Raw genomic sequence first — 18768 nt, 5'->3', positions numbered from 1 at the left:
AATGATCGGGAAGCTCAATCACGTGGCGATCGCGGTACCGGATCTGGCCGCGGCAGCCGATCAGTATCGCGGCCTCGGTGCTTCGGTCTCCGCACCGCAGGATTTGGCCGAGCACGGCGTGACGGTCGTGTTCGTCGAACTGGCAAACACCAAGATCGAGCTTCTCCACCCCTTTGGAGAAACGTCACCGATCACGAGCTTCCTCGACAAGAACCCGTCCGGCGGCATTCACCACCTGTGCTTCGAGGTCGACGACATCAAAGCCGCCTCGGCAACGATCGTCGAGACGGGCGCACGGATTCTGGGCGACGGCCAGCCTAAGATCGGCGCGCACGGCAAACCGGTGATCTTCGTGCACCCCAAAGACTTTCAGGGCGCACTGATTGAATTCGAGCAGGCCTGACGGGCGAGAGACAGGGAGCACGAGGCTTTCCGGTCAAAGCAACCAATCTAGCCGCTCATACCGAAGCGGGGATTTCCTGAAGCCACGGGTGGCGTTCTCTGTCCGTGACCACGTAGCGGGCAATGTCATCGGCATAGCTCGCCGTCAGGTCGAGATCATCCCAGCCGTTGAGGAGCTTGGTGCGCCAGACGGGCTCGATCTCGAAGCGGAAGACGTGGTTGGCGAGCCGGATCTCGCAGGTGTCGAGATCGACAAAGGCACGGTCCTGGCCATTCTCCAGCAGGGAGAGAATGGTCTCCGCGTCCTCTTCTGTCACCTGCGCCGGCAACAGGCCGTTGTTGACGGAGTTCGATGCGAAAATATCGCCGAAGCTCGGTGCGATGACACAGCGAAAACCGTAGTCGACAAGCGCGTAAACGGCGGCCTCCCGTGAGGAACCCGCGCCAAAATTCCGGCGTCCCACCAGGATTTCGGCGCCGTCGCTGATGGGGTTGTTCAACGGGAAATCCTCGATCGGATTTCCTTCCCCGTCGAAGCGCATGTCATACAGAAGGTACTGGCCGTATCCCTCCGATCGCGAGCGCTTCATGAAGCGTGCCGGGATCAGCTGATCGGTATCGACGCTTGCAAAAGGCAGTGGCGCTGCTTTTGCGTCGAGGGTCTTGAACGGTCTCAACTGCGGCCTCCCATCAGATCTCGAACATCGGTCAGGTGCCCGGTCACCGCGGCCGCGGCGACCATGGCCGGCGACATCAGGTGCGTGCGCGACTTCGGGCCCTGGCGGCCTTTGAAATTCCGGTTGGTGGTGGAGGCGCAGCGTTCTCCGGGCGGAACGAGATCACCATTCATTCCGACACACATGGAACAGCCGGAATCGACCCATTCCAATCCGGCATCCACGAAAATCCGGTCGAGGCCTTCTTGCTCGGCCTGGTGTTTCACAAGCGACGATCCGGGTGATACCAGGCCTGGAACGGCAGATTTGCGGCCGGAAAGCACGGCAGCGGCTGCTCTCAGGTCTTCGATGCGGCTGTTGGTGCAAGAACCGATGAAGACGCGGTCGACCGGAATATCTGTCAACGGCATGCCGGGTTTCAGGCCCATATAGTCGATCGCTTCGCGCGTATGGGCCGCCCGTGACTCGTCGGTCATCGCGTCCGGCAAGGGTACCGCGGACGTGATCGGCAGTGCGTCTTCGGGGCTGATCCCCCAGGTGACGACAGGTGCAATCTCGCTGCCGTCAATCACCAGCTCGCGCTCGAAGGAAGCGTCGTCATCGCCGCGCAGGGAAAGCCAGGCTTCGGCGGCACGTTCGAAGAGATCGCCTTTCGGCGCCAGCGGCCGGTTGCGCAGGAAATCCACGGTCGTCATGTCGGGGGCGATAAGGCCGCAACGCGCGCCGCTCTCGATCGAGAGGTTGCAGAGTGTCAGCCGACCTTCCATCGACAGCCCCTCGACCGCCGAGCCGGTATATTCGATCGCATGGCCCTGGGCGCCATCGGCACCGATCGCGGCGATCATCGCCAGTGCCATGTCCTTGGCGGTGATTCCAGGCCCGAGCTTGCCGTCGAAGCGGACCCGCATCGATTTCGGCTTCTTCTGCCACAGGGTCTGGGTCATTAGGACATGCGCCACTTCCGATGCGCCGATGCCGAACGCGATTGCGCCGAACGCACCATGCGTCGAGGTGTGGCTGTCGCCACAAACGATGGTGGCGCCGGGCAGAGTGATCGCCTGCTCCGGACCAACCACATGGACAATGCCCTGGCGCGGATCGTTCAGCCCGAAGATGCGCACATCGTTGGCAAGACAGTTCTCCTCCAGTTGGGTGATCATCCCGGCGATGGCGGCATCGATCCGGGTAATGTCGCGTATCCGCGTCGGCGCGTAATGGTCGACGATACCGAAGGTGAGGTCTGGCCGGGAGACCCGCGCGTTCTTGTCCTTCAGCTTGTTGAAACCGTGGAACGACCCTTCGTGAACCAGGTGCCGATCGATGAACAGCAACTGCTGACCATCGGTCTGCGATGCGATCACGTGGTTTTGCCAGATCCTGTCGAACAGTGTCTGTGAACGGTGTTCCCTCGGCATTATCAACTCCTCAAGGCCGGCTAAGGCCCTCAAAACCTGTATTGAGATTAAGACAGATTCAATTTGCAAATCAAGCGATGATGACAGACGATCCGAAGTGTTCGAATTCTCCTGAAGGGTGATGCATGTTCTCTCCTCAATGCCTCGAAGGCCGCGTCGCCATCATCACCGGAGCGGGCGGCGACATCGGGCGGGCGATCGCCAAGAGGTTCGCCTCGGCTGGTGCGAGCGTCGCGATGCTCGATCTCGACGCCGTTCCAACCGATGGCATCGACCCTGATCGCTGCCTTGCAATGCCATGCGATGTCGCTGATCCGGCTTCGGTCGAGGCCTGCATCGACGCGGTCGCGAGCCGCTTCGGCCGTATCGATATCCTCGTCAACAACGCCGCAACCGAGACGCCGCTTGGCACCGTCTGCGACATCCCGTTCGAAAGCTGGCGCAAGACATTGGATGTCAATCTCACGGGCGCCTTCCTGATCTGCAAATACGGCGTGCCGCATCTCGGCAAGCAGGGTGGAGTCATCCTCAATATCGCGTCCCAGCTCGGCCATGTGACGACTCCCGGGCGTGCCGCCTATTCGGCGAGCAAGGCGGGGCTGCATTCGCTCACCCGCAGTCTCGCGCTCGACCACGCCGACCAGGGCATTCGTTCCGTCAGTCTTTCGCCGGGAGCGGTGCTGACGAGCCGCGTCACCCGACAGGCCGGTAGCGAGGCGGCGGTCATCGAAATGCTTGCTCCGCTTCATCCGATCGGCCGGATCGGCACACCGCAGGAAATTGCCGCGACGGCGCTTTTCCTCGTCTCTGATGATGCAAGCTTCATCACCGGCACCGACGTGCTGGCCGATGGCGGTTATACGGCGCGGTAGTTCACGAGGCATGGGTCTGATCGGCAAGCCAGCGGACATAGTCTGCGCAGGCCTCGTCCGGCGCCATGAAGCGGAAGCCGAAATCCGTTTCGAATTTCGTGGCCGAGACCGCATGGCGACGTCGGGAGAGGTCGTCGTTGAAGGCGATCGCGCTGTCGCTGCCATCGGCCTTTCCGTCAGCAAAGCGCCAGCCGGGATAGGCTTTTGCCAGATGAACGCTGAGGCGGTTCACATGCCAGGTTTCGCCAACACTGAGATTGTAGAGATCTGACGGCAGGCTTTCTCGCGTTGCAAGCAGCGCAAGCGCTTTCGCGATGTCTCGGCTGCTCGTCCAGTCGCGGGCGCCTCCCGCGGGCAGGAGAATATCCTCACCCGCTATCGCCTTGGCGGCGATCTGGAAGGGCGGGCTCATCGTTTCGCGCACTCCGGTTTCATGCTCGTTCGGCCCGAACACCGCCGTGATGCGCGCCCGCACGGTGGACATGCCGAAGCTTTTCTCGGCCTCGACAACCAGTCTTTCGCTGGCAAGCTTGGTAAAGCCGTAAAGCGTGGCGGGCATCGGGTTCGTCGCTTCGGTCACGGCTGCGCCATCGAAGGGCGCCGTGCCGTAGACGGCAGATGAACTCGGGTAGACGAAGCGGCGGATGCCGGCTTTTCGACCCTCCTCAAGCAGGATCGCGACCGAGACCGTATTGACGTCGAAGGCGTCGCTTGCCGTTGCGATGGCACTCTTTGGCCCAAGGGTAATCGCCGCGGCATGGATGATGGAGGTAATGTCGTGGCACGAGAGAATGTCGGTGATTGCCGTGCGATCCCGGACGTCCGCCAATTCGACGGTGACACCCGGCTTTGCGGCAAAGGCTGCGGGAAGGGCGCGATCATTGAGGGCAACCACCGGTTCGCCCAAGGCATTCAGCACCTCGATCAGGTTCAGCCCGAGGAAGCCACCGGCACCCGTTATCAGAATGCTCATCGAGTGTTACTCCTTCCAGATCTCATAGGTGTCGAGCCGAGAGATGGCCGTGATAGACGGCTTCAAGGGCCGTGCGGGGCGCAAGGTTGTCGCCGATCTGCCGGACGGGCACGTCAAGATGACGGAGCTGCTGGAACAGGGACTGGTCCGCGAAATTGTGCTCGGCTGCCACGAGACCGGTGAACCCCATATGCAACTCGCTCTCGCCGGTCGAAAGATCCTCGACCGTCAGGATCTTGCCGTCGAAGGCTGTGACCTTCCGGAGCGTGGCGATCCTCACCTTCTTCTCGCGGAGCCGTTTCAGGTTTGCGAGTGTCGAGTAGATGGTCGTGCGCCAGGCGATGCCGCCAGCCGGCGAAAAGAACGTCACCTTTTTGCCGAGGTCGGCAAGATGTTCCGCAAGCGTCAGTGCCGCCCATTCGCCGGTGCGGTCGAACAGGGCCACGTCGCTTCCGAGGGCTGCCGGATCGTCCAGCGCCTCCACGATCGTGAAGGCCTTTCCGCCACCGGCAAGCTCTGCGCGAACCGGTATCGAACCTGTCGCCAGAAACACTGCATCGGCGGCAAAATCAGCAATCGATACAGCATCAGCATGCTTGCCTGTTACCACCGACACACCGAAGCGACCGAGATCGGCAATCTGCTCTTCCATCAGCGTCCGGAACTCAGCGCGCTTCGGCATCTTCACCGCGTCGCGAAACTGACCGCCGAGATCGTCCTGCTTTTCCCACAGCGTCACGATATGGCCGCGCTCCGCTGCCGTACGCGCCGCCTCCAGTCCTGCGGGTCCGCCGCCGATCACAAGCAATCGTTTGGGCTGTTGCGTGCCGGTCTTGGCGAGTTCCGCCCATTCGCCTTCCAGCCCGGCGCGCGGATTGACCAGACAGCGGATCGGCAGGTTCTTTTCCAGCATGCCGGCGCAACCCTGGTTGCAGGCAATGCAGGTGCGGATTTCGTTCATCCGTCCCTCGACCGTCTTGTTGACGATGGCCGGCTCGGCAAGATGGGCGCGCGCCATACCAACCGCATCCGCGCCGCCGGCCGCAATGATCGCGTCGGCCTCCGCCAGTGTGTTGAACCGACAGACGGCGAAGACGGGAATGTCGTGGCCTTCGTCGCGCAAAGCGATGCGGATCCGCGCCGGCAACGACCGGAATGGTTCCGGATCGATTGCCATGTCGGCCATTTGCGAAGCGAGCGAATAGGAGGCGTGATAGGCGGAATGCGAGACATTGAAGAAGTCGATCTTTTCGGCCGCCGCAAGTGACACCGCGGTCCTCTCGGCCTGATCGATGGTGATCCCGCCCTCGACATACTCATCGCCGCTGAGGCGAATGCCCAGACAGAAATCGCGACCCACTTCCGCTCGGACAGCCTGAAGGACCTCCAGCGGAAAGCGCATCCGGTTTTCCGCCGAGCCGCCGTACGCGTCGTCGCGTGTGTTGGAAAGCGGTGACAGGAACTGCTGCAGAAGATGGCCATGCGCCATCTGCAGCTCTATCCCCTCAAAGCCCGCCGCCACGAGATGGCGGGCGGTCAGCACATGCCCTTCGATGACCGCATCCATGTCGGCGCGATCCATCGGGCGCGGCGGCAGGGCAGACGTCGCCCACGGAATCGGCGACGGTCCAAAGGAGACGGTCCGCTCGAAATCGCCCTCAACCTGCCGGCCGAGATGGATGATCTGGCCAAGGATCCGCGCGCCTTCCGCTTTGACAGCGTCGGTGATCCTGCGGAACGGTTCGATACTGGCAGGGTCGAAGCCACAGACGGCCTGCGGCCGGCCAAGCGAGTTCGCGTGAACGCGGATGGATTCAAAGATGATCGCACCGACGCCGCCCCTCGCACGTTCGCGGTGATAGGCAAGGTGGCGCTCGCTCGGCAGGTGGTTTTCGCCGAAATTTGTCGTATGCGCCGGAACGAGAATGCGGTTGCGAAACGTGAGATTGCCGACGGCAAGCGGCGCCATCGCATGTGAAAATTCGGTTTCCGCAAATCTCTCTTGCATCGCACAATCCCGCATGTTGCACTGCATATAGGCAAATACGTCTGCTGAGTGTTATATGGGCATTGACGAGATCTGTCAGCCGTTTTATACAAAACCTGTATTAAAAATAAGATAGATTGGGAGCTCACGTTGAGGCCGGCGACCGAACCCTTGAAGACTCAGAAGGTCTATCTTCTGCTGCGGGACAAGATCGTTTCGGGCGAGCTGAAGGCGGGCATGCGCCTGCCGAGCGAGCTTGCGCTGGCTGAGCAATACGGGGTTTCGCGGGTCACGGTGCGGCTCGCGCTCGATCTACTTTCCGCCGAAGACCTGGTCGACAAGCGGGTCGGATCCGGCACCTATGTGCGGGGCTCCAACTTTGCCCAGATGGCCACGGCCGACCTGTCGAATGCCTTTGCGCACCTCATTGAAATGGGGCGGACAACGGCGGTCAAGCTGATCTCTTTTGACTATATCGAGGCGCCCGAGAAGGTTGCCGAGGCCTTGCATCTCGAAGACGACGAGCGGGTTCAGAAGTCGGTGCGCGTGCGCTCCTTCGACGACCTTCCCTTCTCGTACCTGACAGCCTACGTGCCCGAACGTGTCGGTCGAGAATATTCGCGTGAAGACCTTGCCCATATGGCTCTCCTTGAGCTGATGGAGAGAGCCGGCCTGCGTGCTGAAACGGCGTGGCAGGAAGTGGGTGCGGTTCTTGCCAATCCGGAAGTGGCCGAGGCGCTGGGTATCGGTGTGGGCTCGCCCCTCATCGCGCTGACCCGCGTCGTCTACGGCAAGGGAGGGCGCGGCATGGAGTATCTCCAAGCGCTCTACCGTCCCGATAGATACAGCCTGCAAATGAACCTCGTACGCAAGGGCACTGAAGGGAGCCGGCACTGGAGCCCTACGTCCGAGGTCTACCGTAACGAGCGGGCATCCGGCCCCCGCAATCCTAAGAGGGTGGTGAAGGAATGAAGAAGCTCACGAACTCGGTCTCCCGGCGCACGGTGCTGAAAGTTGGCGGTGTCTCGGCGATGGTCCTTGCGGCACCCGGTCTCAGCCGGGCACAGGCACCGACGGTCAAGATCGGTCTGCTGCAGCCGATGACCGGTGGCTTTGCCGGAGACGGCGATCTGGCACGGATCGGCGCGGAATATGCGATCAAGGAAATCAACGATGCCGGCGGCATCAAGTCGCTCGGCGGCGCCAAGCTCGAACTTCTGATCGGCGACAGCCGTTCGAATGCCGAAGCCGGCGCCCAGGCGACCGAACAGCTGAAGGCGGATGGCGCTGCGATCGTCGTCGGTGGTTTTGCCAGCGGCATTTCCATGACCGCGACCCAGGCCGCGGCCCGCTACGAGCTTCCCTTCATCATCGACTGCGCCGTCTCCGACGCGCTGATGACCCGCAACCTCAAAAACGTCTTCCGTTTCAACCCGAGCTTCTCGATGGCGGCCGACGTCGCGCTGAAGAACCTCGTAACTATCAACGACGCTTCCGGCAAGGCCGCAAAGACTGTGGCGATCGTCCATGAAGACGGTCTTCTCGGCTCGGGTCTCGCCAAGCTGATGCAGGCTCGCCTGCCTGCCCTCGGCTTCGAAGTGGTCGAGGCGATTTCGCACCCGACACCGGCACGCGACATGTCGAATGTGGTGCTCCGCCTGCGTTCGCTGCAGCCCGACCTCATCATTCCCTCGCATTACTTCAACGAATTCGTGCTGTTCGCCCGGACCCTGCAACAGCAGCGGGTCAAGCCGAAGGGCGGTATCTATGCTCTCTTCGGTGGTGCGGCTTCCAGCTACCGGTTCGTCAAGGAGTTCCCGGAAGCGGCTGAAGGCGTGATGGACGTCAACCACTGGGGCGATCCCAAGAACCCGACCAACGACAAGCTGATGCAGGCCGTTCAGGCCGCCGGCAAGTTCTACGCCTACAACGCGCCGATCAATTACTCGGTCGTCAAGGTCGCAGCGCAGGCGCTGGAATTTGCCAAGAGTGCCGAAAGCGGCGCGATCATCGAAGCCTTGCAGAAGAACGAGTTCGACAGCGGCGTGATGCCCTACGGCAAGTCGAAGTTCGATGCGACCGGCCAGAACGTCAACGCGCTTCCGCTCAATACCCAGGTTCAGGGTGGCCAGATCAAGGTCATCTATCCGGACCAGTTCGCCCAGGCCAAGCCCAAGTTCCCGGCCAACGGCTAATCCATACCCAGCGAGTGCGGCAGGCCCGGGGCGGCGTTTTTGTCCCGGGCCACTCCGGCAAGCCCTTCTTCGAAGGAACATCATGTATTCGCCGACAATCATTTTCGAAGCGTTGATGAACGGCCTGATGCTCGGTGCCGTCTATGCGCTGATCGCCCTCGGGCTTACCCTCATCTATGGCGTGCTGCACATCGTCAACTTCGCCCACGGCGCCTTGCTGACGGTCGCGATGTATCTCGTCTGGCTGGCCTCTGACAGGTTCGGCCTTGATCCCTACGTGGCCATCCTCGTCGTCACGCCTATGATGTTCGCGATCGGCTATTGTCTGCAGCGCTTCATTATCGGTCCGGCCAGCCGCGGCTCCGACAACGGCATATTGCTTGCCACCCTTGGTCTTTCGATCGTCATCCAGAACCTGCTTCTCGCCGGGTTCAATTCCGACACCCGCACGATTGCGACAGATTACGCGTTCGAGATCGTGCCGCTCGGTCCGCTCCTTCTCTCGCTGCCGAGAGTGATCGGGCTCGGAGTCTCGGTCGTGACCGCCGTACTTCTGTGGGCGATCCTCAACCGCACCGATATCGGCAAGGCGATCCGCGCCGTTGCCAAGGAAAAACTCGGGGCCAGCCTTGTTGGGATCAATGTCGCGCATGTCTACGCCATGACATTTGCGATCGGCACCGCCTGCCTGGCGATTGCTGGCGGCCTGCTGATGCCCTCGTTCTATGTTAGCCCCACCACAGGGGCGGCCTTTGTTCTCGTCGCTTTCACCATTGTCGTTCTCGGCGGCATGGGATCGATCCCCGGCGCCCTGATCGGCGGCCTGCTGATCGGCGTCGTGGAAGCCATTTCCAGCCTTTTCCTGGGCGATAGCCTCGGCCAGATCGGCATCTTCCTCATTTTCATTCTCGTGCTTCTGGTGAAGCCCACCGGCCTGTTTGGAGCACGCGCATGAAGAAGAACTTCGAATTCATCGCGGCCCTTGCCTTTCTCGGCGTGGTCGGCATCGCCGCCATTGCCGGGCTGCCGGGCAACATTCTCAACCTCCTGATTTTCATGATGATCATCGCGCTTACGGCGCAGGGTTGGAATGTTCTCGGCGGCTATGGCGGGCTCTCCTCCTTCGGACATGCGGCATTTTTCGGTACCGGCGCCTATACGACGACGATCCTGCAGACCAGCTTCGGCATCAATGCCTGGGTCGGCCTTGTCTGCGGCGTCATCCTCGGTGCGGCCGTCGGCGCCATGATCGGCTTTCTGAGTTTCCGGGCCGGCCTCAAGGGCTCGTATTTCGCGCTGATCACGCTGGCATTTGCGGAAGTGCTGCGCATCCTTGCCAACAGCTGGGATTTCACCGGTGGCGCTGCCGGCATGATGGTCTCGATCAACAACGGCTTTGCGTATCTGCAGTTTTCCGACCGCCGCTGGTTCCTGCTGATCCTCATCGGCTTCGTCGCAGGCGGCCTGCTTCTGACCCGCTGGCTGGAACGATCCGCCTTTGGCGCCTATCTCATCGCGCTTCGTGAAAACGATCAGGCGGCACAGGCGCTCGGCGTTGATATCTTCAAGATCAAGATGCAGGCGATCACGCTGTCTGCCGCGATCACCGCGCTTGCCGGCTGTCTCTACGTGCAGAACTTCCTCTTCATCGATGCCAATGTCGCCTACGGCTCGTGGATCTCGATCGAGGCGCTGTTTGCGGCAATCGTCGGTGGCGCAGGCACGATGCTCGGGCCGCTGATCGGCTCGGTCCTGCTTTTGGGTCTCGGCGAAATCACCAAGTCGTTTTCGGGCGGAATTGCCGGCGTCGATCTTGTCGTCTTCGGCATCATCCTCATTCTCTGCGTCGCTTTCGCACCGAACGGGATCAGAGGCTTCGTATCGGATCTCTGGTATCGGCGCAAGAGCCGCGGCAAGGCGATGTGAGGGCATGACCATGTTGAAAGCGCACAATCTCACCAAGCGATTTTCCGGGCTTCTCGCCGTCGACGATGCGACGATCGACGTGGCGGAGGGTTCGATCACCGGGCTGATCGGTCCAAACGGGGCCGGCAAGACGACGCTGTTTGCAATGATCGCCGGCTTCCTCAGCCCCAATGCGGGAACCGTCACGTTTCAGAACGAAGACATTACCGGCGAGAAACCGCATTTGAGGGCGCGCCGCGGATTGGCGCGTACGTTCCAGATCGTCCAGCCTTTTGCGGGTCTCGACGTTCGCGACAACATCGCCGTCGGTGCCTTCCTTCATACCAAGGATCCGGCCGAGGCGAGGCGTCTTGCGACCCTGACGGCCGAAAAAGTCGGTCTCGGCCACGAACTCGACAAACTTGCCTCGGGCCTCACGATTGCGGGCCGCAAGCGGCTCGAACTGGCAAGGGCATTGGCGACACAGCCAAAGCTGTTGCTGCTGGATGAGGTGCTGGCAGGGCTCAATCCATCCGAAATCCGCGATGTTTTGCCGATCATCCGGCAGATCCGCGAGGAGGGCGTCACGATCCTGATGATCGAACACATCATGCAGGCGGTAATGAACCTCTGCGACACCGTCTACGTGCTCTCGCAGGGCAAGATGATTGCAAGCGGCGAGCCGCGCGTGGTGTGTACCGATACGGCTGTCATCGAGGCCTATCTCGGCCACGGCGCTGCAGCGCGCATCAAGGCGGAAGGGGCAGCCCATGCTTGAGATCGCAGACCTGCGCGCCGGCTATGGCGGAACCGAAGTCCTTCGCGGCCTCAGCCTTTCCGTCGGCAAAGGCGAGGTGGTCGCCGTGCTCGGATCGAACGGCGTCGGCAAGACCACGCTCAACAAGGTTCTGTCAGGAGTACAGCCCGCCCGCAGCGGCTCGGTGCGTTTCGACGGCCGTGAGATACTGGGCACCAGCGCTCGCGATATCGTCGCATCCGGCCTCATCCACGTGCCGGAAGGTCGCAAGATCTTCCCCAACCTCACCATTCTGGAAAATCTCGAACTCGGTGGCTATTGCCGGCCGAAGCGGGTCCGGGCCGGCAATATCGAAAAGGTGTTCGCAATCTTTCCGCGGCTGAAGGAACGGACCCGGCAGTTCGCCGGCACGCTGTCGGGCGGCGAGCAGCAGATGCTGGCGATCGGCCGCGGCCTGATGAGCGAGCCCAAGCTGCTGATCCTCGACGAGCCTTCGCTCGGCCTGTCGCCGCTTCTGGTCGAGGAGATGTTCTCGCTCATCCGCCGCCTGAGCGACGATGGCCTGCCGATCATGCTGGTGGAGCAGAACGTCATGCAGTCGCTGGACCTCGCGAGCCGGGCTTACATCCTGGAGAACGGTTCGGTCGCACTATCAGGCGATGCCGCCGAACTTCGCGACAATCCTGAATTGAAACGGGCTTATCTCGGCCTTTGAGCGACAAGAACACGGCCCAGAGAGGCCGGCAAGAACAAGGAAACATACCATGAGTCTCAGCCAGGATTTGAAGAGCGGCATTCCGATTGTCGCGCCTGGAGTGTTTGACGCCCTCACGGCGTCGATCGCAGCGGGCGCCGGCTTTCGCGCAGTGTATCTGAGCGGCGCGGCCATCGCCTACACCCATCTTGGGCGACCCGATATCGGCCTCGTGTCGATGGCGGAAGTGGCCGACCGGATCGCGATGATCTGCGACCGGATGACCGTGCCTGTCATCGTCGATGCTGACACGGGCTACGGCAATGCGCTCAACGTCCAGCGCACGGTGCGGCTGTTTGAAAAGATGGGCGCCCAGGGCATCCAGCTCGAGGATCAGACCACGCCGAAGCGCTGCGGTCACCTGAACGACAAGTCGGTCGTCTCCACCGGAGAGATGGTTGGAAAGATCAAGGCGGCCGTCGACGCCCGCGCCAACGAGCAGACGCTGATCATCGCGCGCACCGATGCACTGCAGATGGAAGGCATCGATCGGGCACTGGAACGCGCGCATCTTTACGCGCAAGCCGGTGCCGACATCCTGTTCGTCGAGGCGCCGAAGAGTGGCGAGCAGCTGGGCGATATCGCCGGGGCGCTGAAGGGCGTCAGGCCACTGGTTGCCAACATGGTCGAGGGCGGCACGACGCCGATCCACAACGCGGCCGAATTGTCCGACCTCGGCTTCCAGATCGTCATCTTCCCGGGCGGAATCGTCCGGGCAATGGCGAAGACGGCAGTCGATTATTACGCCTCTCTGGCCGCTGCCGGATCCAACGCGCCTTTCGCGGACCGGATGTTCGATTTCAATGGGCTCAATGCGCTGATCGGCACGCCCGACATGCTCGCGCTCGGCAAAAGCTATGAAGATGCCGATCGCCAGGACACACGAGAAGAGGACGCGAGATGAGCTTGCACGCTAACGTCACGACTGAGGCCGTGACGCTTGATCCCGTAACTTTGGCAGTGCTGAAGGGACGGCTGGAACAGATCGCGGACGAGATGGATGCGACGCTCTATCGCTCAGCGTTCAACCCGACGATCGCCGAAGCCAAGGATGCCTGCCACGGCATCTATCACGCCACGACCGGCGACACGCTGGTGCAGGGCACGTCCGGCCTGCCGATCTTCGTCGGGGCCATGGCGTTTGCCGTGCGCGCCGTCATCTCCAAGGTTGAGCGGGAAGGGGGCCTGCGGGAGAACGATACGTTCATCTTCAACGACCCTTACGAGGGCGGGACACATCTCAACGACTTCCGTCTGGTGCGGCCGATCTTTCGGGATGGAAAGCTGTTTTGCTGGATGGCCTCGGTCGGTCACTGGCTCGACATCGGCGGCAATGTCGCCGGCAGCTACAATCCGAAGGCGGTCGAAAGCTTTCAGGAAGGCGTGCGGATCCCGGTCGTCAAGCTGATCTCCGCAGGCACGATGAACAACGACATCATCGAGATCCTGTCCGCCAATTCCCGCGTTCCGATGTCGAACTGGGGCGATCTCAACGGTCAGCTCAATGCGCTCGATCTCGGCGAGAAACGGCTTGGAGCTCTTCTCGGCGAATATGGTCCAGCGACAGTCGATGCGGCGTTCGAGGCTTTCTCGAACCGCGCCGAAGCGCTGATGCGCTCGGCGATCGCTTCGATCCCCGATGGCACCTATTCGTTCGAAGACGTGCTCGACAATGACGGCATCACCGACGAGATGCTGACGGTGGCGCTCGACCTGACGATTTCCGGCGACACGATGGCGCTCGATTTTTCGCGCTCCACCCAGTCGGCCCAGGGTCCGATCAATATCTCGCGCTCGACGACGATTGCCGCCTGCTACGTGGCGCTGAAGCATATCTTCACCGAAGTGCCGGCGAATGCGGGTTGCCTTCGCCCGATCTCGTTCAACATCGTCGACAATTCGCTGCTCGGCGCAAATGCTCCAAAGCCGGTTGCCGGCTATACGGAAACCATCCTGCGGCTGATCGGCGTCGTTCTCGGCGCCATTGCCCAGGCTGATCCGGCGCGTGCGACTGCGGCGCCGTTCGGCACGATCAACGCATTGTCGCTCGCCGGTCACAGGGCAGACCACAAGCGATGGGTGATGTTCTCGTTCTTCGGTGGCGGTCTCGGCGGCAATCCGATGTCTGACGGCTTGAACCATGCCAACAACCCGATTTCGACAGCGACCATTCCGCCGGTCGAAATCCTCGAAGCCGCCTATCCCGTCATGTTCACGCAATGGGCACTGCGGCCGGATTCGGCCGGTGCCGGCACCCATCGCGGCGGCGTCGGTTCTATCTACGAGCTGGAGCTTCTCACCGGCGCCGATGTGGCGCTACTCGGCGAACGCGGCAGACGCGCGCCGTTCGGCGTCGTCGGCGGAGAGTCAGCGGCATTGAACCGGTTCTCCTGGCAGACGGAAGACGGCGGCGAAGCCGTTCCGCCGATGGCGTCGAAGATCACCGATCTGAGGCTGAAGCCCGGCAAGCGGATCCGGTTGGAAACGCCGGGAGGTGGCGGCTGGGGCGATCCGCATGGGCGCGACCCGGACAAGGTTCTGCATGACGTGCGCCTCGGCTTCGTCAGCACCAGCCAGGCGGAAGCCCTCTACGGCGTGGTGATCGGCGCAGATGGCGAGATCGACCACGAAGCAACCGACAAGCTGCGCAAGGGAGTGGCCGCGTGAGCGATCTGGGAACAACAAAACAACAAAATGAAAAACTGGGCCAGTCGGGATTGGGCCGGATCGTCGGCGTCGATGTCGGCGGCACCTTTACCGATCTCTTCTATTTCGATGAAGCGTCGGCAAAATTCCGCACCAACAAGGTCCCCTCCAACCGCGGCGATGAAGCTGTCGGCTTCCTTGATGGTCTGAAGGGTTTCGGCGCCATCGCTGACCTCTCCTCGATCGTGCACGGCACGACCGTCGGCACCAACGCTCTCCTGGAACGCAAGGGTGCCAGGGTCGGTCTGATCACCACCGAAGGCTTTCGTGACGTGCTGGAAATGCGTCGCCGGGACCGGCCCAACACCTGGGGCCTGTGGGGCGATTTCATACCTGTCGTCGAACGCGACATGCGCTTGGAAGTGGCGGAACGCACGCTCGCCGACGGAACGATCCGTCTGGGCGTCGATGTCGATGCCGTCCGCGTCGCTGCCGAAAAGCTGAAGGCAATGGGTGCGGAAGCGCTCGCGATCGTTTTCGTCAACGCCTATGCCAATCCCGAAAACGAGGAACGTGCGGTGGAAGCCGCCCGTGCCGTCTGGGACAACGAAAACCTCGCCTGCTCGACGCAGATCCTGCCCGAAATCCGCGAGTTCGAGCGCACGTCAACGACCGTCCTCAACGCCTATCTGCAGCCGGTGGTCGGCTCCTATCTCGGCAAGCTGGAAACGGCACTGGCAAGCGAGGACTTCGCCGGCCGGTTCCATATCGTCCAGTCGAACGGCGGCGTCATGTCGACGGAGACAGCGCGCAGGCTTCCGGCCCGCACGGCGCTGTCCGGTCCGGCGGCAGGCGTCATCGCCGCAGCCGCAATCGCAAAGGCGGCAGGCTTTCCGAACGTCATCACCGGCGATCTCGGCGGTACGTCCTTCGATGTCTCGCTGATTGCCGACGGCAAGGCAGCGCTTGCGGCCCAGACGACGATTGATTTCGGCCTCGTCATCCGCACGCCGATGATCGAGATCACCACGATCGGTGCCGGCGGCGGTTCGATTGCGCATGTGGATGCCGGCGGCCTGCTGCAGGTGGGCCCGGAAAGTGCCGGTTCACGGCCGGGCCCGGTCTGCTACGGTCAGGGCAATAGCCGTCCGACGCTGACGGATGCCAATGTCGTGCTCGGCCGCATCAATGCCGACCGGCCGATCGGCGGCAAGCTTGCCCGTCTCGATGTGGAGGCCGCCAAGGCTGCTATCGACCAGCATGTGGCAAAGCCGCTCGGCCTCGGTGTGATGGAAGCGGCCGAAGCGATCGTGAAGATTGCCGACAGCCGCATGGCCGGCGCGATCCGGCTGATGTCGATCGAGCGCGGTCACGATCCGCAGAAGTTCGCGGCCGTTCCCTTCGGTGGCGGCGGGGCATTGCATGTCTCGGCGCTGATCCGCGAAGTCGGGCTGAAGGCGGCGCTTGTGCCGCGTTATCCGGGTGTGACATCTGCGCTGGGTTGCGTCATCGCCGACATCCGCCACGACCAGGTCCAGACCTTGAACCTCTCGCTCGAGGGCATCGACGTTGCGGCGATCGACGCACGCATGGTCGAGGAGGCGGGCAAGGCGCGCGCCGTCGTCGAGGATGCTCATCTTACGGTGGAGCGGATCGATACGCTGTTCGAGCTCGACATGCACTATGTCGGTCAGACCCATACGGTTCGCGTCACACTGCCGGCAACGATCAGCGGGGGTAACACCGATGTCAGCCAGGCGATGATCCAGCAGGCTTTCGAGGATGCCTATCAGGCAAGTTTCAGCCGGCTTCTGCCGGGTGTTCCGATGCGGATCGTCAACCTTCGCACCAGCGCGATCGGCATTCGTCCGAGCTTCGATCTGAAGGCCTTGGCTGCACCTGTCGACACGACGGTAGAATCTGCCACGACCGGCTCGCGACAGGTCTGGTTCGACGGCGCCTGGCATGAAACGACGATCTACGATCGCCTGCAACTGCCGGAGAGTTCCGAAATCCAGGGCCCGGCGATCCTCGAACAGCCGGATGCCACGACAGTCGTCTCGCCGGAATTCAAGGCGCGCGTCGATCTCTACGGAAATATCATCGTGGAGCGGAAATCATGAGCGGACATTCGATCCCCATCGAGAAGACGGGTCTGATCATCGTCGATCTGACCAATGATTTTCTGGCCCCTGACGGCGCCTATGGCCGGGCCGGGCAAGGGGCGCCCGAGATCGCGGCATTGCCCGCGCGCATCAAGCCACTTGTGGACGTGATGCGCGCAAAAGGCGGCTACATCATCTCGGCGCAGTTCACGCTGGTGCCGGGCAAGGGTGGCGAGCCGATCATCTCGCCGCATCTGAAGGAACTTCGGCCCTTTCTCGGCAAGGGCGATTTTGCGCCCGGCACCTGGGGCAACAGCCTGATCGATGACCTGGCACCGGCCGATCTCGTTGTCGAGAAAGTCGCCTATTCGGCGTTCTACATGACCCGGCTCGAATGGGTCCTGCGCAAATGCGGCATCGAGAAGCTGGTGATCGGCGGTATCGTCACCAATGGCGGTGTCGCCTCCACCGTTCGCGACGCCCATGTCCGCGATTTCGAGACGATCACCCTGTCGGATGGTTCGGCAGCCTTTTCGCAGGAAACGCACGAGACCGCGATCGCAGCATTGAAACCGGTCAGCCGTATCGCGACGATCGCAGACATGATCGCCGAGTTCGAGGCCCAATGAGCAAGGTCGAAGTCTCAGATCGGGAGTTCGAGGTGACGGTGCCGCTGGTCGTGATCGGCGCCGGTGCCGCCGGCATGATTGCAGCATTGTCGGCCAAGGCAGAAGGCGTCGATGTGCTTGTGCTGGAGCGCGATCCGCTGCCGCGCGGTTCGACGGCGCTGTCAGCCGGCCTCATCCCTGCAGCAGGCACGCGCTGGCAGCGCGCGATCGGTGTCGAGGACACGCCGGAAGCCTTCGGGGCGGATATCCTGCACAAGGCGGATGACGAGCCGGATGTGGATCTCGTTCGGCTGGTCACCGAAACGGTCGGCCCAACGCTGGAATGGCTGGCCGAGGAGCATGGCCTGGCGTTTTCGCTGGTCGACAACTTCCGGTATCCCGGTCACTCGCACCTTCGAATGCATGGTCTTCCCTCCCGGTCCGGCGAGGAGTTGATCGATCGTCTGCGCGACGCCGCGGAAGAAGCCGGCATCGATATCCTGACGGAAGCTCATGTGGACACGCTCGTCGTTGGCTCCGACGGCAAACCGCGCGGCATGACCCTGTCGCGACCGGATGGGTCCCGCGAAGACATCGGCTGTGAGGCGTTGATCCTTGCCTGCAATGGTTATGGCGGCAATCCGGCACTGGTGGCCGACCACATTCCGGAGATGCGGGATGCTCTTTATTTCGGCCACCCGGGCAACCAGGGCGATGCGATCGTCTGGGGTGAGGCGCTGGGTGCTGCGACGCGGCATCTGAGCGGTCATCAGGGACATGGATCCGTCGCCCATCCTGCCGGGATCCTGATCACCTGGGCGACCGTGATGGAAGGCGGCTTCCAGGTGAATGTCGCAGGCGAACGCTTTTCCAACGAGGCGAAGGGGTATTCCGAGCAGGCGTCCAACGTGCTTGCCCAGCCGGAAGGGATCGCATGGACCGTGTTCGACACGCGGATCGCCGAGATTGCCGGCCAGTTCGAGGATTTCAGAAGCGCCGAGCGTATGCATGCGATCATCGAGGCCGATACGATCGAGGCGCTTGCGGAGCGGATGCAGGTCTCGCCGGAGAAACTGACGGCAAGCTTCCGTGCTTTCGAGAATTGCAAAGCCGAGGGTGGGGCGCACCCGTTCGGCCGTTCTCTGGCAGACGTGCCGCCACTTCGAGCGCCCTTCAAAGCGGTAAGGGTCACCGGCGCACTCTTCCACACCCAGGGCGGGCTTGTTGTTGACGGCGAGGCACGTGTGGTTCGACGCGACGGTTCGACCATCGCAAACCTTTTTGCCGCCGGAGGCGCCGCCTGTGGCGTATCGGGCAGCAAAGCGAGCGGCTACCTGTCCGGGAACGGTCTCCTGACTGCAGTGGCGCTCGGACGCATTTCGGGTCTTCGCGCCGCCGCTTACCTGCGCAACTGCTAGAATCGAAGGACAGCCGGAAACATCTCGTTCGTCACAGTTACCGTACCCTACCCG

At 62.1% G+C, this 18768-nt stretch carries 17 protein-coding genes; 13 read left to right on the top strand and 4 right to left on the bottom strand.

The window, feature by feature from the left end; translation table 11 throughout:
* Position 1 precedes the first annotated feature (1 nt).
* A complete protein-coding gene (gene mce / locus G6K99_RS18390; RefSeq protein ID WP_174197415.1) occupies positions 2-403 on the top strand; it encodes a methylmalonyl-CoA epimerase in 402 nt (133 codons plus the stop codon).
* Positions 404-458: 55 nt separating this feature from the next.
* Here mce and leuD read toward each other — a convergent pair whose 3' ends face one another.
* Positions 459-1079, bottom strand: a complete 621-nt coding sequence (gene leuD, locus G6K99_RS18385) for a 3-isopropylmalate dehydratase small subunit (RefSeq protein WP_174197414.1) — start codon at positions 1077-1079, stop codon at positions 459-461.
* On the bottom strand, positions 1076-2494 hold the full coding sequence (gene leuC, locus G6K99_RS18380) for a 3-isopropylmalate dehydratase large subunit (protein ID WP_174197413.1): 1419 nt from the start codon (positions 2492-2494) through the stop codon (positions 1076-1078). Before leuC ends, leuD begins: the two co-directional genes overlap by 4 nt.
* Positions 2495-2619: 125 nt before the next feature.
* Between leuC and G6K99_RS18375 the strand changes: the two genes are divergently transcribed.
* Positions 2620-3366 (top strand): SDR family NAD(P)-dependent oxidoreductase, encoded by a 747-nt coding sequence (locus G6K99_RS18375; protein ID WP_174197412.1) that lies wholly within the window; start codon positions 2620-2622, stop codon positions 3364-3366.
* 1 nt (position 3367) lies between these two features.
* Here the strand turns inward: G6K99_RS18375 and G6K99_RS18370 are convergent, their stop codons facing one another.
* Positions 3368-4339, bottom strand: a complete 972-nt coding sequence (locus G6K99_RS18370) for an NAD(P)-dependent oxidoreductase (protein WP_174197411.1) — start codon at positions 4337-4339, stop codon at positions 3368-3370.
* A 22-nt stretch (positions 4340-4361) separates the two neighbouring features.
* Entirely contained in the window at positions 4362-6347 is a 1986-nt protein-coding gene (locus tag G6K99_RS18365) for an FAD-dependent oxidoreductase (RefSeq protein WP_174197410.1), read from the bottom strand.
* A 150-nt stretch (positions 6348-6497) separates the two neighbouring features.
* On the opposite strand from G6K99_RS18365, the gene G6K99_RS18360 reads away from it, so the two are divergent.
* The 11 genes from G6K99_RS18360 to G6K99_RS18310 all read left to right on the top strand — a co-directional run bounded on the left by G6K99_RS18360 (position 6498) and on the right by G6K99_RS18310 (position 18714).
* On the top strand, positions 6498-7298 hold the full coding sequence (locus G6K99_RS18360) for a GntR family transcriptional regulator (RefSeq protein ID WP_244473911.1): 801 nt from the start codon (positions 6498-6500) through the stop codon (positions 7296-7298).
* A complete protein-coding gene (locus tag G6K99_RS18355) occupies positions 7295-8521 on the top strand; it encodes an ABC transporter substrate-binding protein (protein WP_092664423.1) in 1227 nt (408 codons plus the stop codon). Before G6K99_RS18360 ends, G6K99_RS18355 begins: the two co-directional genes overlap by 4 nt.
* An 82-nt stretch (positions 8522-8603) precedes the next feature.
* Positions 8604-9476 carry a branched-chain amino acid ABC transporter permease gene (locus G6K99_RS18350; RefSeq protein ID WP_092664425.1) on the top strand — a complete coding sequence of 291 codons (873 nt, stop codon included), beginning with the start codon at positions 8604-8606 and terminating at the stop codon, positions 9474-9476.
* Positions 9473-10447 (top strand): branched-chain amino acid ABC transporter permease, encoded by a 975-nt coding sequence (locus G6K99_RS18345; RefSeq protein WP_174197409.1) that lies wholly within the window; start codon positions 9473-9475, stop codon positions 10445-10447. The genes G6K99_RS18350 and G6K99_RS18345 overlap by 4 nt, the downstream gene beginning before the upstream one ends.
* A 10-nt stretch (positions 10448-10457) precedes the next feature.
* A complete protein-coding gene (locus G6K99_RS18340; protein WP_174197880.1) occupies positions 10458-11204 on the top strand; it encodes an ABC transporter ATP-binding protein in 747 nt (248 codons plus the stop codon).
* Positions 11197-11898 (top strand): ABC transporter ATP-binding protein, encoded by a 702-nt coding sequence (locus G6K99_RS18335; RefSeq protein ID WP_062576690.1) that lies wholly within the window; start codon positions 11197-11199, stop codon positions 11896-11898. The genes G6K99_RS18340 and G6K99_RS18335 overlap by 8 nt, the downstream gene beginning before the upstream one ends.
* Positions 11899-11947: 49 nt before the next feature.
* Complete coding sequence (locus tag G6K99_RS18330; protein ID WP_174197408.1) at positions 11948-12841, top strand: oxaloacetate decarboxylase; 894 nt, start codon at positions 11948-11950, stop codon at positions 12839-12841.
* Positions 12838-14604, top strand: coding sequence for a hydantoinase B/oxoprolinase family protein (locus G6K99_RS18325; protein ID WP_174197407.1), 1767 nt, complete (start codon positions 12838-12840; stop codon positions 14602-14604). Before G6K99_RS18330 ends, G6K99_RS18325 begins: the two co-directional genes overlap by 4 nt.
* Positions 14605-14609: 5 nt before the next feature.
* Positions 14610-16706: a hydantoinase/oxoprolinase family protein gene (locus G6K99_RS18320; RefSeq protein WP_244631565.1), complete on the top strand. Its 2097-nt coding sequence runs from the start codon at positions 14610-14612 to the stop codon at positions 16704-16706.
* Positions 16703-17317, top strand: coding sequence for a cysteine hydrolase family protein (locus tag G6K99_RS18315; RefSeq protein WP_174197406.1), 615 nt, complete (start codon positions 16703-16705; stop codon positions 17315-17317). Before G6K99_RS18320 ends, G6K99_RS18315 begins: the two co-directional genes overlap by 4 nt.
* Complete coding sequence (locus G6K99_RS18310) at positions 17314-18714, top strand: FAD-dependent oxidoreductase (protein WP_174197405.1); 1401 nt, start codon at positions 17314-17316, stop codon at positions 18712-18714. The genes G6K99_RS18315 and G6K99_RS18310 overlap by 4 nt, the downstream gene beginning before the upstream one ends.
* The last annotated feature ends 54 nt before the right edge of the window (positions 18715-18768 follow it).

This window comes from Neorhizobium sp. AL 9.2.2, assembly GCF_013317225.1.
In the GTDB taxonomy this organism is placed as follows: domain Bacteria; phylum Pseudomonadota; class Alphaproteobacteria; order Rhizobiales; family Rhizobiaceae; genus Neorhizobium; species Neorhizobium soli.
This window is presented reverse-complemented; position numbering and strand designations above follow the sequence as displayed.

Bases quoted from the DNA above. Each gene is read 5' to 3' on its own strand.
- G6K99_RS18340 (WP_174197880.1), top strand. From the start codon at position 10,458: ATGTTGAAAGCGCACAATCTCACCAAGCGATTTTCCGGGCTTCTCGCC.
- G6K99_RS18350 (WP_092664425.1), top strand. From the start codon at position 8,604: ATGTATTCGCCGACAATCATTTTCGAAGCGTTGATGAACGGCCTGATG.
- G6K99_RS18315 (WP_174197406.1), top strand. From the start codon at position 16,703: ATGAGCGGACATTCGATCCCCATCGAGAAGACGGGTCTGATCATCGTC.
- leuC (WP_174197413.1), bottom strand. From the start codon at position 2,494: ATGCCGAGGGAACACCGTTCACAGACACTGTTCGACAGGATCTGGCAA.
- G6K99_RS18330 (WP_174197408.1), top strand. From the start codon at position 11,948: ATGAGTCTCAGCCAGGATTTGAAGAGCGGCATTCCGATTGTCGCGCCT.
- G6K99_RS18375 (WP_174197412.1), top strand. From the start codon at position 2,620: ATGTTCTCTCCTCAATGCCTCGAAGGCCGCGTCGCCATCATCACCGGA.
- G6K99_RS18325 (WP_174197407.1), top strand. From the start codon at position 12,838: ATGAGCTTGCACGCTAACGTCACGACTGAGGCCGTGACGCTTGATCCC.
- mce (WP_174197415.1), top strand. From the start codon at position 2: ATGATCGGGAAGCTCAATCACGTGGCGATCGCGGTACCGGATCTGGCC.
- G6K99_RS18355 (WP_092664423.1), top strand. From the start codon at position 7,295: ATGAAGAAGCTCACGAACTCGGTCTCCCGGCGCACGGTGCTGAAAGTT.
- G6K99_RS18345 (WP_174197409.1), top strand. From the start codon at position 9,473: ATGAAGAAGAACTTCGAATTCATCGCGGCCCTTGCCTTTCTCGGCGTG.
- G6K99_RS18370 (WP_174197411.1), bottom strand. From the start codon at position 4,339: ATGAGCATTCTGATAACGGGTGCCGGTGGCTTCCTCGGGCTGAACCTG.
- G6K99_RS18310 (WP_174197405.1), top strand. From the start codon at position 17,314: ATGAGCAAGGTCGAAGTCTCAGATCGGGAGTTCGAGGTGACGGTGCCG.
- G6K99_RS18365 (WP_174197410.1), bottom strand. From the start codon at position 6,347: ATGCAAGAGAGATTTGCGGAAACCGAATTTTCACATGCGATGGCGCCG.
- G6K99_RS18335 (WP_062576690.1), top strand. From the start codon at position 11,197: ATGCTTGAGATCGCAGACCTGCGCGCCGGCTATGGCGGAACCGAAGTC.